11 protein-coding genes are annotated in these 12411 nt (G+C 70.3%); 2 read left to right on the forward strand and 9 right to left on the reverse strand.

Annotation, left to right across the window (positions count from 1 at the left end):
* Window positions 1-451: 451 nt before the first annotated feature.
* The 3 genes from ACZ5NJ_RS33520 to thyX all read right to left on the reverse strand — a co-directional run bounded on the left by ACZ5NJ_RS33520 (window position 452) and on the right by thyX (window position 4135).
* Window positions 452-2137 (reverse strand): ribonuclease J, encoded by a 1686-nt coding sequence (locus ACZ5NJ_RS33520; protein ID WP_468769991.1) that lies wholly within the window; start codon window positions 2135-2137, stop codon window positions 452-454.
* A 112-nt stretch (window positions 2138-2249) separates the two neighbouring features.
* The gene (gene dapA, locus ACZ5NJ_RS33525; RefSeq protein WP_468769993.1) at window positions 2250-3149 is read right to left on the reverse strand and encodes a 4-hydroxy-tetrahydrodipicolinate synthase; all 900 of its coding nucleotides are present in this window, start codon (window positions 3147-3149) and stop codon (window positions 2250-2252) included.
* A gap of 245 nt (window positions 3150-3394) precedes the next feature.
* Window positions 3395-4135, reverse strand: a complete 741-nt coding sequence (gene thyX / locus ACZ5NJ_RS33530; protein WP_468769995.1) for an FAD-dependent thymidylate synthase — start codon at window positions 4133-4135, stop codon at window positions 3395-3397.
* 214 nt (window positions 4136-4349) lie between these two features.
* Here thyX and ACZ5NJ_RS33535 point away from each other — a divergent pair, with 214 nt between their 5' ends.
* Window positions 4350-4592 (forward strand): hypothetical protein, encoded by a 243-nt coding sequence (locus tag ACZ5NJ_RS33535; protein ID WP_395514009.1) that lies wholly within the window; start codon window positions 4350-4352, stop codon window positions 4590-4592.
* Window positions 4593-4639: 47 nt separating this feature from the next.
* The gene (locus ACZ5NJ_RS33540; RefSeq protein WP_468769997.1) at window positions 4640-5194 is read left to right on the forward strand and encodes a hypothetical protein; all 555 of its coding nucleotides are present in this window, start codon (window positions 4640-4642) and stop codon (window positions 5192-5194) included.
* 85 nt (window positions 5195-5279) lie between these two features.
* Here the strand turns inward: ACZ5NJ_RS33540 and ACZ5NJ_RS33545 are convergent, their stop codons facing one another.
* The 6 genes from ACZ5NJ_RS33545 to eccD all read right to left on the reverse strand — a co-directional run bounded on the left by ACZ5NJ_RS33545 (window position 5280) and on the right by eccD (window position 12406).
* The gene (locus ACZ5NJ_RS33545) at window positions 5280-5729 is read right to left on the reverse strand and encodes a hypothetical protein (RefSeq protein ID WP_468769999.1); all 450 of its coding nucleotides are present in this window, start codon (window positions 5727-5729) and stop codon (window positions 5280-5282) included.
* A gap of 15 nt (window positions 5730-5744) precedes the next feature.
* Window positions 5745-6497, reverse strand: a complete 753-nt coding sequence (gene dapB / locus ACZ5NJ_RS33550; RefSeq protein ID WP_468770001.1) for a 4-hydroxy-tetrahydrodipicolinate reductase — start codon at window positions 6495-6497, stop codon at window positions 5745-5747.
* 26 nt (window positions 6498-6523) lie between these two features.
* Entirely contained in the window at window positions 6524-7903 is a 1380-nt protein-coding gene (locus ACZ5NJ_RS33555; RefSeq protein WP_468770002.1) for a M16 family metallopeptidase, read from the reverse strand.
* Window positions 7900-10122 carry a polyribonucleotide nucleotidyltransferase gene (locus ACZ5NJ_RS33560; protein ID WP_468770125.1) on the reverse strand — a complete coding sequence of 741 codons (2223 nt, stop codon included), beginning with the start codon at window positions 10120-10122 and terminating at the stop codon, window positions 7900-7902. The genes ACZ5NJ_RS33555 and ACZ5NJ_RS33560 overlap by 4 nt, the downstream gene beginning before the upstream one ends.
* A gap of 319 nt (window positions 10123-10441) precedes the next feature.
* On the reverse strand, window positions 10442-10729 hold the full coding sequence (gene rpsO, locus ACZ5NJ_RS33565; RefSeq protein WP_008737721.1) for a 30S ribosomal protein S15: 288 nt from the start codon (window positions 10727-10729) through the stop codon (window positions 10442-10444).
* Window positions 10730-10900: 171 nt separating this feature from the next.
* Window positions 10901-12406 carry a type VII secretion integral membrane protein EccD gene (eccD, locus tag ACZ5NJ_RS33570; protein ID WP_468770003.1) on the reverse strand — a complete coding sequence of 502 codons (1506 nt, stop codon included), beginning with the start codon at window positions 12404-12406 and terminating at the stop codon, window positions 10901-10903.
* Between the last annotated feature and the right edge of the window lie 5 nt (window positions 12407-12411).

Consider the following 12411-nt stretch of genomic DNA (forward strand, 5'->3'; position numbering starts at 1 on the left):
ACTTCTGGCGTTGATTTTTGGCACGCTGTTGAGTTCTCAAGGAACGGACGCTTCCTTTGTACTCACCCTCTCGGGCTTTCCTCCGGGCTTTCGTTTCGTTCTGTTCAGAGTCTATCAGATCTTTTCGGACCCGATTTCCTCTGCGCTTTCCAGGTCCTTCGCTTTCGCGCTTTTCCCTTTCCGGCGGTTCCGACTCTATCAGATTCTTTTCCGTACCGTCTCCGGTGTGGATTCGAATTCCGATGGCCTTCGGAGGGCCTTTCCCTTTCGGGCGGGACAGACTTTATCAGGTTTCCCCGGTCCGGATTCCCACCCTCCCCGGCAGGCGGGTGCGGACACACGTGTGTGCGCCGTTCCTTGCGGGGTGGAGACGTCAACGTACTGGAGCGGGGCACCCGGATGCAAATCCGGTTGCCCCGCTCCGGTGATGTCGCTACCGGGGTGGCCGGGATCAGACCTCGACGACGACCGGGAGGATCATCGGCCGGCGGCGGTAGCCGTCGGAGACCCACTTGCCCACCGTGCGGCGGATGAGCTGCTGGATCTGGTGCGGCTCGGCCACGCCGTCGGCCGCGGCGCGGGCGATGGCTTCCTCGATCTTCGGGACGATCGCCGCGAAGGCGGAGTCCTCGATGCCGGAGCCGCGGGCCTGGACGGTCGGGCCGCTGACGACCTTGCCGGTGGTGCTGTCCACCACGACGAAGACCGAGACGATGCCCTCGTCGCCCAGGATGCGGCGGTCCTTGAGGGAGGCCTCGGTGACGTCGCCGACCGAGAGGCCGTCGACGTACACGTAGCCGGCCTGGACCTTGCCGGAGATGCGGGCCTTGCCGTCGATGAGGTCGACGACCACGCCGTCCTCGGCGATGACGATGCGGTCCTTCGGAACGCCCGTCATGGCGCCGAGCTCGGCGTTGGCGCGCAGGTGGCGCCATTCGCCGTGGACCGGCATCAGGTTCTTCGGCTTGCAGATGTTGTAGAAGTACAGCAGCTCGCCGGCCGAGGCGTGGCCCGAGACGTGGACCTTGGCGTTGCCCTTGTGGACGACGTTGGCGCCCCAGCGGGTCAGGCCGTTGATCACGCGGTAGACCGCGTTCTCGTTGCCCGGGATCAGCGACGACGCCAGGATCACGGTGTCGCCGGGGACGATCCGGATCTGGTGGTCGCGGTTGGCCATGCGGGACAGGGCCGCCATCGGCTCGCCCTGGGAGCCCGTGCAGACCAGCACGACCTCGTCGTCCGGCAGGTCGTCGAGGGTCTTGACGTCGACGACGAGGCCGGCCGGGACCCGCAGGTAGCCCAGGTCACGGGCGATGCCCATGTTGCGGACCATGGAACGGCCGACGAAGGCGACCCGGCGGCCGTACTCGTGGGCGGCGTCCAGGATCTGCTGGATGCGGTGCACGTGGCTGGCGAAGGACGCCACGATGATCCGCTTCTGGGCACCCGCGAAGACCCCGCGGATGACATTGGAGATGTCGCGCTCCGGCGGGACGAAGCCCGGGACCTCGGCGTTCGTCGAGTCCGAGAGGAGGAGGTCGATGCCCTCCTCGCTCAGACGCGCGAAGGCGTGCAGGTCGGTGAGGCGGTTGTCCATCGGGAGCTGGTCCATCTTGAAGTCGCCGGTGGCGACGACGAGACCCGCGTCCGTGCGGATCGCGACGGCCAGGGCGTCCGGGATGGAGTGGTTGACCGCGATGAACTCGCAGTCGAAGGGCCCGAGGTTCTCGCGCTCGCCCTCCTTCACCTCGAGGGTGTAGGGGCGGATGCGGTGCTCCTGCAGCTTGGCCTCGATGAGGGCCAGCGTCAGCTTGGAGCCGATCAGCGGGATGTCCGGCTTCTCCCGCAGGAGGTACGGGACGGCGCCGATGTGGTCCTCGTGGCCGTGCGTGAGGACGATGCCCTCGACGTCGTCGAGCCGGTCCCGGATGGACGTGAAGTCCGGGAGGATCAGGTCGATGCCGGGCTGCTCCTCCTCGGGGAAGAGGACGCCGCAGTCGACGATCAGCAGGCGGCCGTCGAACTCGAAGACGGTCATGTTGCGGCCGATCTCGCCGAGACCGCCCAGCGGGGTGACCCGCAGGCCGCCCTTGGGGAGCTTCGGCGGCGGGCCCAGTTCAGGGTGCGGATGGCTCAAAGGTTCTCCTTCACCACGCGCGCCACGTACCCCATGGCACGTGGCGCGCATGTCATTCGTGCACTTGCTCTTGTCTGTTTCGGTTCTGCTTGTTCAGTTGTGAAGTCCGTTGTCAGAGCTGTACCCCGCCGGCGGCGAGATCGAGCTTGAGCTGGGCCGTCTCTTCGTCGGTCAGTCCGACCAGCGGGAGCCGCAGGGGGCCCGCCGGCAGGCCCTGGAGGTCCAGGGCGGCCTTGGTGGTCATGACGCCCTGCGTGCGGAACATGCCCGTGAAGACGGGGAGCAGCTTCTGGTGGATCTCGGTCGCCTTCTGCACGTCGCCGCCGAGATGGGCTTCGAGCATCTCGCGCAGTTCGGGGGAGACCACGTGGCCGACGACGGAGACGAAGCCGACGGCGCCGACCGACAGGAGCGGCAGGTTCAGCATGTCGTCGCCGGAGTACCAGGCCAGGCCGCTCTGGGCGATGGCCCAGCTGGCGCGGCCGAGGTCGCCCTTGGCGTCCTTGTTGGCGACGATGCGGGGGTGCTCAGCGAGCCTGACCAGGGTTTCCGTGTTGATCGGGACGCCGCTGCGGCCGGGGATGTCGTAGAGCATGACGGGCAGCCCGGTGGCGTCGGCGATCGCCGTGAAGTGCTGGAAGAGGCCTTCCTGCGGCGGCTTGCTGTAGTAGGGCGTGACCGCGAGGAGGCCGTGGGCGCCGGTGCGCTCGGCCTGGCGGGCCAGCTCCAGGGTGTGCCGGGTGTCGTTGGTGCCGATTCCGGCCACGACGTGGGCGCGGTCGCCCACCGCTTCGAGTACGGCTCGTACGAGGTCGTTTTTCTCCGCGTCGGTGGTCGTGGGGGACTCACCGGTGGTGCCGTTGATGATCAGGCCGTCGTTGCCTGCGTCCACCAGGTGGACGGCGAGACGCTGCGCGCCGTCGAGGTCAAGTGCGCCATCCGCCGTAAACGGCGTGATCATGGCGGTGAGGACCCGCCCGAAGGGGGTCTGCGGAGTCGAGATCGGAGCCATGGGTAACACGCTACTCGCTGCCATGCTCGCAGTGTCCCCTCGGGGGACGTCAACCGGGTATCCGTCGTGGAGGTCCCCCGTGGTGGACGGGGGGATGGCTGGCTGTTGGATCCCGGCACTGCCTGCTCGGGGGTTCAAGCAGTGCCGGGTCCGTTTGATCAGCCTAGATGAACTTTCCGAAACGCCGCAATACGGACACTTGGGACTTGTCCCAGCACATCAGTACGCCGTGCGTGCATCGGACCTTACGGGGCAACGCGACCGTTGCCGTTGAAGGCCGCGTAGGTCAGCGGCATGAGCTTCGCCCAGTGCTGCTCCATCTTCTCGCCGACCATCTCGATCTCCCGCTGCGGGAAGGACGGCACCGTCGCCAGCTCGTGCTGGGTGCGCAGGCCGAGGAAGTGCATGAGCGAGCGCGCGTTGCACGTGGCGTACATCGACGAGAACAGGCCGACCGGCAGGACCGCGCGGGCGACCTCGCGGGCCACCCCGGCCGCGAGCATCTCCTGGTACGCCTCGTAGGCCTGGCGGTAGCTGTCCTCCATCACCCGGCCGGTCAGCTCCTGCTGCGCCTCGGTGCCCTCGACGAAGACGTACTTGCCCGGACGGCCCTCCTGGACGAGCTTGCGCTCGGCGTCGGGCACGTAGAAGACCGGCTGGAGCTCCCTGTAGCGGCCGGACTCCTCGTTGTAGGACCAGCCCACGCGGTGCCGCATGAACTCCCGGAAGACGAAGATCGGGGCGCTGATGAAGAAGGTCATCGAGTTGTGCTCGAAGGGGCTGCCGTGGCGGTCGCGCATCAGGTAGTTGATGAGGCCCTTGGAACGCTCCGGGTCCTTCCGGAGCTCGTCGAGGGACTGCTCGCCGGCCGTCGACACACGGGCGGCCCACAGCACATCGCTGTCGGCGGCGGAGTGCTTGACCAACTCCACCGTCACATCACTGCGGAAGCTGGGTTTCAGGTCGGGGGCGACGGTCTCGCTCACACGGAGTCCTTCCGAACGGGTCTTTCGAGGGGCGCGCCCACTCTACGGCGGCCGGCGCCGGCCGCCCGACACGCACCGGCCGGGGCGGGGCCGCCCGGACAGCTGACGGGGCGCCACGAGTTTCGGCGAATGTCCCGGAATCCGGCACCGATCGGCCCGTTCGTTCGTCATACCGGGCAGACGTACCGAACCCTACTCAGAGGAGTGTTGCCCCATGTTTCGCCGCCGGCGCGAACCCGTCCCGTTCGCCTTCGTCGCCGAGGCCGACCGTTTCCGAAGCAATGTCACTCCGCCGCCGCGCGAGAGTCTGAGCATGACCCAGATCACCGCCCGTAGTCTGGTCGGACTGACCGTGGTGGCGGGGCTCGTCGGCTCCCTGTTCTTCGGCATGCCCGCGCTGCAGCCCTACAAGGCCACCGGCAAGGCGCAGCAGTCGGAGGCCTCCGAGGGGCGGTAGCCTCACGGGCACAGATCAACGAACGTGCATGTGAGTGAGGTCCAGCCGTGCCCCTGCCCTTCCTGACGGCCGACGGCGTCTTCGACGCGCACGAGGACGAAGCCCTCCCGCATGTCGATCCCGAGCGCTGGCGGCGCCCCTACCGGCCCGGCCCCTGGCGGGTGGCCGGTGCGGCGCTGCTGCTGCTGCTCTCGGCCTTCATGCTGCTGGCCACCGTGATCATCGCCTTCGCGGGCACCTGGGCCGGCGCCCTGGTCGCGGGGGCCGCCTCGCTCGCCGTCATCGGGTCGGCGCTGCGGATCCTGCGTGCGGGCGTCTGGGTGAGTCCCGGCGGGCTGCGGCACGTCGGGTTCTTCACGACCCGTTCGATCGCCTGGAGCGAGGTCGAGGGGGTCAGGAAGGTCCAGCAGCCGGTGCGCTGGCTGGGGCTGCCGAGGACCGTGCAGGGGCAGGCGCTGACGGTGGCCGGGCGTGGCGCTGCGGCCCTCCCGGTGCTGCTGACCGATCACAGCGCCGACTTCCTCTCGCGCGCCGAGGCCTTCGACCGCGCGGCCGACCTGGTGGAGGCCTGGGCCGAGGAGTACCGGGCCGTGCCCGCCTGACGGTTCGGGGAACGCCACGAGGGCCCGTACGGGGATCGTCCCGTACGGGCCCTTCCGTTCGCGTGGCGACGGCGCGGCGGCGCGGCTAGGCGCCGGCGTGCGCCTGGTGCAGGGCGATGGCCCGCTGCATGGCCTTGCGGGCCCGCGGGGTGTCGCGGGCGTCGTGGTAGGCGACGGCGAGGCGGAACCAGGTGCGCCAGTCCCCCGGCGCGTCCTCGGTCTCGGCCTTGCGGCGCGCGAAGACCTCGTCGGCGGAGTCCCGCAGGATCCGGCCGTACTGGTCCCGTTCCAGTTCGTCGACGGGCAGGCCGCCCTCGGCTTCCAGTTCGGCGGCGAGCCGGTTGGCCCGGGTGACGAACCGGGTGTTCATCCAGAGGAACCAGATGCCGATGACCGGCAGGACCAGCACGGCGACGCCGAAGGTGACGGTGAGCCAGGTGCCCTGCCCGATCAGCATCAGGCCCCTGCTGCCGACCAGGACGAAGTAGACGACCAGGACGGCCGCCGTGAGGAAGTAGGTGATCTTCGCGCGCATGGTGCTACTGCCTCATCAGCCGAGGTCGAGGAAGTTTTCCAGGCCGAAGGTGAGGCCCGGGGTCTGCGTCACGCGGCGCACGCCGAGCAGGATGCCCGGCATGAAGCTGCTGTGGTGCAGGGAGTCGTGACGGATGGTCAGGGTCTCGCCCTCGCCGCCGAGCAGCACCTCCTGGTGGGCCAGCAGGCCGCGCAGGCGGATGGCGTGCACCGGGACACCGTCGACGTCCGCGCCGCGGGCGCCGTCGAGGGCGGTGGCGGTGGCGTCGGGCTGCGCGCCGAGGCCGGCCTCGGCGCGGGCGGCCGCGATGAGCTGCGCGGTGCGGGTCGCGGTGCCGGAGGGGGCGTCGACCTTGCGGGGGTGGTGGAGCTCGACGACCTCGACGGACTCGAAGTAGCGGGCGGCCTGGGCGGCGAACTTCATGGTGAGGACGGCGCCGATGGAGAAGTTCGGGGCGATGAGCACCCCGGTCTCCGGGGAGCCGGCCAGCCAGGTGTTCAGCCGGCCGAGGCGGTCCTCGTTCCAGCCGGTGGTGCCGACCACGGCGTGGATGCCGTGGCCGACGAGGTAGTCGAGGTTGTCCATCACCGAGTCGGGGGTGGTCAGCTCGACGGCGACCTGGGCGCCGGCGTCGGCCAGCGCCTCCAGCTTGTCGCCCCGGCCGAGGGCCGCCACCAGCTCCATGTCCCCGGCGGCCTCGACGGCCTTGACGGCCTCGGAGCCGATCCGGCCCTTGGCGCCGAGGACCGCCACGCGCAGCTTGCTCATGCTTGTTTCCTTCACTCCGTACGGGACTATGCGACCGCTTCGTCCAGGCGGGCCGCCTGCTTCTCCTTGAGCGGGCCGACCACCGCGAGCGAGGGCCGCTGGGCCAGTACATCCCGGGCGACCTCGCGGACGTCGTCCGGGGTCACCTCGGAGATGCGGGACAGCATGTCGTCGACGGACATCTGGTCGCCCCAGCACAGCTCGCTCTTGCCGATGCGGTTCATGATCGCGCCGGTGTCCTCCAGGCCGAGGACGGTGGAGCCGGAGAGCTGGCCGACGGCGCGGCGGATCTCCTCGTCGGTGAGTCCCTCGGAGGCGACCTTGTCGAGCTCGTCGCGGCAGATCCGCAGCACGTCGTGGACCTGGCTGGGCCGGCAGCCGGCGTAGACCCCGAAGAGGCCGGTGTCGGCGAAGCCTGAGGTGTACGAGTACACGCTGTAGGCCAGCCCGCGCTTCTCGCGGACCTCCTGGAAGAGCCGGGAGGACATGCCTCCGCCGAGGGCGGTGTTCAGCACGCCGAGGGCCCAGCGCCGGTCGTCGGTGCGGGCGAGGCCCGGCATGCCGAGGACCACGTGGGCCTGCTCGGTCTTGCGGTTCACCAGGTCGACGCGGCCGGCGGTGCGGACGCGCTTGGTGCCGGTGCGCGGGCCGAGGGGGACCGCGTCGGTGTGGCGCAGGGCGCCGGCCTTCTCGAAGGCGGCCCGGACCTGGCGGACGACCTTGGCGTGGTCGACGTTGCCGGCGGCGGCGACGACCAGGCGGGTGGGGTCGTAGTGCTTCTTCCAGAAGCGTCGGATCCGGTCGGCGCCGAGGGCGTTGATGGTGTCGACGGTGCCGAGGACGGGGCGGCCGAGCGGCGAGTCCCCGTACATGGTCTGGGCGAAGAGGTCGTGGACCATGTCGCCCGGGTCGTCCTCGGTCATCGCGATCTCTTCGAGGATGACCCCGCGCTCGGCGTCGACGTCCTCCTCGCGGATCAGCGAGCCGGTGAGCATGTCGCAGACCACGTCGATGGCCAGCGGCAGGTCGGTGTCGAGCACCCGCGCGTAGTAGCAGGTGTACTCCTTCGCCGTGAAGGCGTTCATCTCGCCGCCGACCGCGTCGATCGCGGAGGAGATGTCGAGGGCGGTGCGCGTTGCGGTGCCCTTGAAGAGGAGGTGCTCCAGGTAGTGGGTGGCGCCGTTCAGGGAGGGCGTCTCGTCGCGGGAGCCGACGCCCGCCCAGATGCCGAAGGTGGCGGAGCGCACGGACGGCAGCGTCTCGGTGACGACGCGCAGTCCGCCGGGGAGGACGGTGCGGCGGACGGTGCCGATGCCGTTCTCGCCCTTGAGGAGGGTTTGGGTACGGGCGACGGCCCGCCCCTCCGAAGAGGGGCGGGCCGTCACACGGGAACTACGCGACGTCACTTGTCGGAGTCGTCCTTGTCAGCATCGGCGTCGGCGGTCTCGCCCTCGATCACGGGGACCAGGGAGAGCTTGCCGCGCTGGTCGATCTCGGCGATCTCGACCTGCACCTTGGTGCCGACCGCGAGCACGTCCTCGACGTTCTCCACGCGCTTGCCACCGGCGAGCTTGCGGATCTGCGAGATGTGCAGCAGGCCGTCCTTGCCGGGCATGAGGGAGACGAAGGCACCGAAGGTGGTGGTCTTGACGACCGTACCCAGGTACCGCTCGCCGACCTCCGGCATGGTCGGGTTGGCGATCGCGTTGATCGTAGAGCGGGCGGCCTCGGCGGCCGGGCCGTCGGCGGCACCGATGTAGATGGTGCCGTCGTCCTCGATCGTGATCTCGGCGCCGGTGTCCTCCTGGATCTGGTTGATCATCTTGCCCTTGGGGCCGATGACCTCACCGATCTTGTCCACCGGGATCTTGACGGTGATGATCCGCGGGGCGTTCGGGGACATCTCGTCCGGCGTGTCGATCGCTTCCATCATCACGTCGAGGATGTGGAGGCGGGCGTCGCGGGCCTGGGTGAGGGCCGCGGCCAGGACGGAGGCCGGGATGCCGTCCAGCTTGGTATCGAGCTGGAGGGCGGTGACGAACTCCTTGGTGCCGGCGACCTTGAAGTCCATGTCGCCGAAGGCGTCCTCCGCACCGAGGATGTCGGTGAGGGCGACGTAGTGGGTCTTGCCGTCGATCTCCTGGGAGATCAGGCCCATGGCGATACCGGCGACGGGGGCCTTGAGGGGCACACCGGCGTTCAGCAGCGACATGGTGGAGGCGCAGACCGAGCCCATGGACGTCGAACCGTTGGAGCCGAGGGCCTCGGACACCTGGCGGATCGCGTAGGGGAACTCCTCGCGGGTCGGCAGGACCGGCACGATCGCGCGCTCGGCGAGCGCGCCGTGGCCGATCTCGCGGCGCTTCGGGGAGCCGACGCGGCCGGTCTCGCCGACGGAGTACGGCGGGAAGTTGTAGTTGTGCATGTAGCGCTTGCGGGTCACCGGGGAGAGGGTGTCCAGCTGCTGCTCCATGCGGAGCATGTTGAGGGTGGTGACGCCCAGGATCTGGGTCTCGCCACGCTCGAACAGCGCCGAGCCGTGCACGCGCGGGATGGCCTCGACCTCGGCCGCCAGGGTGCGGATGTCGGTCAGGCCGCGGCCGTCGATGCGGACCTTGTCCTTGATGACGCGCTCGCGCACCAGGGCCTTGGTCAGGCTGCGGTAGGCGGCGGAGATCTCCTTCTCGCGGCCCTCGAAGGCCGGGAGGAGCTTCTCGGCGGCGATGTCCTTGACGCGGTCCAGCTCGGCCTCGCGGTCCTGCTTGCCCGCGATGGTGAGCGCCTGGGCGAGCTCGCCGCGGACGGCCTGCTCCAGGGCGGCGTAGACGTCCTGCTCGTAGTCGAGGAAGACCGGGAACTCGCCCTCGGGCTTGGCGGCCTTGGCGGCCAGGTCGGCCTGGGCCTTGCACAGGACCTTGATGAAGGGCTTCGCGGCCTCCAGGCCGGCGGCCACGATCTCCTCGGTCGGCGCCTCGGCGCCGCCCTTGACCAGGGCGATGGTGCGCTCGGTGGCCTCGGCCTCGACCATCATGATCGCGACGTCGCCGTCCTCCAGGACGCGGCCCGCGACGACCATGTCGAAAACGGCGTCCTCGAGCTCGGTGTGCGTCGGGAAGGCCACCCACTGGCCCTTGATCAGCGCGACGCGGACGCCGCCGATCGGGCCGGAGAAGGGCAGGCCGGCCAGCTGCGTGGACGCGGACGCGGCGTTGATCGCGACGACGTCGTACAGGTGGTCGGGGTTGAGCGCCATGACCGTGGCGACGACCTGGATCTCGTTGCGCAGGCCCTTCTTGAAGGAGGGGCGCAGCGGGCGGTCGATCAGGCGGCAGGTGAGGATCGCGTCCTCGGAGGGGCGGCCCTCGCGGCGGAAGAAGGAGCCGGGGATCTTGCCGGCGGCGTACTGCCGCTCCTCGACGTCGACCGTCAGCGGGAAGAAGTCGAGCTGGTCCTTGGGCTTCTTCGACGCGGTGGTCGCGGAGAGCACCATCGTGTCGTCGTCCAGGTAGGCGACGGCGGAGCCGGCGGCCTGGCGGGCCAGGCGGCCCGTCTCGAAGCGGATGGTGCGGGTGCCGAAGGAACCGTTGTCGATGACGGCCTCGGCGTAGTGGGTCTCGTTCTCCACTAGCGTTTTCTCCATTTTCGTCGTCTTCCGTCCGCCACCCGTGTGGTGGAGGACGTCCGCCCCGGCCACCCGTGTGGTGGGGGACGGTTGTGGAGAAGCGCTCCTGGCGTGCGGGCCGGTCTTCGATCGAAGCACCCGGTTCTCGGCCCCTCCATGGGGGTTTTCCGGATGCCACTACCGAGGACCGGCGGCGTAGGGAGGGCGCTCCTCCTCTTCAGTTGTGCGCTGGGTCCCAGCCTACAAAGCGTGGGGTACGTCGCGCACGTACGGCAAAGGGAGCGGCCCCATCGGTGTGGGAACCGCTCCCTTCACAGTGTGCTTACTTGGCGCCGGCCGCACCGCGGCGGATGCCGAGGCGCTCGACCAGCGTACGGAAGCGCTGGATGTCCTTCTTGGCCAGGTACTGCAGCAGGCGGCGGCGCTGGCCGACCAGGATCAGCAGACCACGACGGGAGTGGTGGTCGTGCTTGTGGGTCTTGAGGTGCTCGGTCAGGTCCGAGATGCGGCGGGACAGCATCGCGACCTGGACCTCGGGAGAGCCGGTGTCGCCCTCCTTGGCACCGAATTCGGCGATGAGCTGCTTCTTCGTAGCGGCGTCGAGCGGCACGCTTACTCCTCGTATGGGTCTTCGTGGCCACCGAGTGCCCCAGGTCGAATTCTCTGGGGATCTTCCGTGACTCGGGAGGCGGGGTCCGCTGAGCGCAGCCCCCAGAGGTCTCCGGAGGCGCGTACACAAACGGCCGTCACACAGCGTACCAGGCTGCCGGGTCCCGCCGTCTCAGCTGGTGAGCGAGCGGGCGCGGCCGTAGACGTCGAGGACGGCCAGGGCCAGGGGGACGAGGCTGAGCAGTACCGCGGCCTCGGTGAGGTCGAGCAGCCTTCCCCAGAAGGGTGACAGGCCCTTGCGGGGGATGACAAGCGCAATTCCCGCGAGGAGGGCCGCGCCGGCGGCGACGGCGGCCGAGAGCCAGATCGTACGGAGCTCCAGGCCGCCCCGGTCGTGGTGGAGGGTGAGCTCGGCCATCAGGTCGCCGGGCGGGTGCAGGGCGAGGCCCAGGACGAGCAGGGCGGTGGCCGCGAGTCCGGCGGTGAGGGCGCACACGACCTGCGAGGTGTAGCGGAAGAGGCGGGCGCGCAGCAGGACGGCCAGGCCGGTGGCCAGGGCCAGCAGGCGGCCCCAGGTGTTGTCGGAGAAGCCGAGGACCGCCGCGGAGCCGACGGTGACGGCCGCGCAGCCCCCGACCAGGCCGAGGAGCATCTCGTGGCCCCGGCGGGCCTGGGCGGCGACCGCCTCGGCGTCGACCGGGCCGGCCTGGTCCGGGCGGCCGTCGCCGGGCCGGTCGCCGTACGGGTCGGTATCGTGACGGTCGGGGGTCTCGTAGTCGGGGGCGGCGCTCTGGGGGGCCGCGTAGCCGATGGGGAGGCGGGCGAAGCGGGCGGAGAGGCCGGGCAGGAAGGCGACGAGCCCGATGGCGGCGGGGGCGCACACGGCGGCCGTGGCCGTCGCGGAGGCTCCGGCGGCGATGGCGGCGAAGGTGGCGAGGGTGCCGGTCGCGGAGAGGAAGGTGGCCGCGACGAAGGGGGCGTCCCCGTGCGGGGTGAGCGCGGTCAGGGCGACGGAGGCGACGAGGACGCAGACGCAGCCGAGCAGGAACTGCAGCCGTCCGGGTCCGTGGCCGGGGGCGGCGGCGACGATGCCGGAGCCGGCGATCAGCAGGTGCGGCAGGCCGCCGAGGCCGAGGGCGACGGCGGAGCCCCGGTCGCGGTAGACCCGGGCGCGCACCGCGGCGGCTGCGGTGAGCAGGACGCCGGCCGAGCCGGCGATGATCCCGGGCAGGCCGTGCATGTCGTGGCGGAGCGGGTCGGAGTACCAGAGGACGAAACCGAGCAGGACCAGCAGGACGGCGGAGCCGGCCAGACCCGCGCCGCGGAGCAGGTCGTCGCTCCAGCGGTGCCGGTCGCGGACGACGGCGGAGGCCACGGCGTCGGAGACGTCGTCGAACACGGCGGGCGGGAGGGACTCGGCGAAGGGGCGCAGGCTGAGCACCTCGCCGTCGAGGACCTGCTGGGCCGCGAGGGTGCGGGCGCCGTCGAGGACGGTGCCGGAGCGGCGTACGAGGTGGAAGCCGGTGGGGGCGCCGACGGGCTGGGTCTGGCCGGTGAGGCGCAGCAGCTCGGGGTAGATGTCGGCGACCGCGAGGTCCTCGGGGAGGGCGACGTCGATCCGGCTGTCCGGGGCCACGACCGTGACCCTGCAGAATCCGGTCGCCTCGGCCGTACTCACCTGTG

This window comes from Streptomyces sp. NPDC032091 (assembly GCF_055580265.1).

Excerpts from the sequence above, each read along its gene's own strand:
- dapA (WP_468769993.1), bottom strand. The coding sequence starts at position 3,149 with ATGGCTCCGATCTCGACTCCGCAGACCCCCTTCGGGCGGGTCCTCACC.
- ACZ5NJ_RS33535 (WP_395514009.1), top strand. The coding sequence starts at position 4,350 with ATGTTTCGCCGCCGGCGCGAACCCGTCCCGTTCGCCTTCGTCGCCGAG.
- dapB (WP_468770001.1), bottom strand. The coding sequence starts at position 6,497 with ATGAGCAAGCTGCGCGTGGCGGTCCTCGGCGCCAAGGGCCGGATCGGC.
- ACZ5NJ_RS33545 (WP_468769999.1), bottom strand. The coding sequence starts at position 5,729 with ATGCGCGCGAAGATCACCTACTTCCTCACGGCGGCCGTCCTGGTCGTC.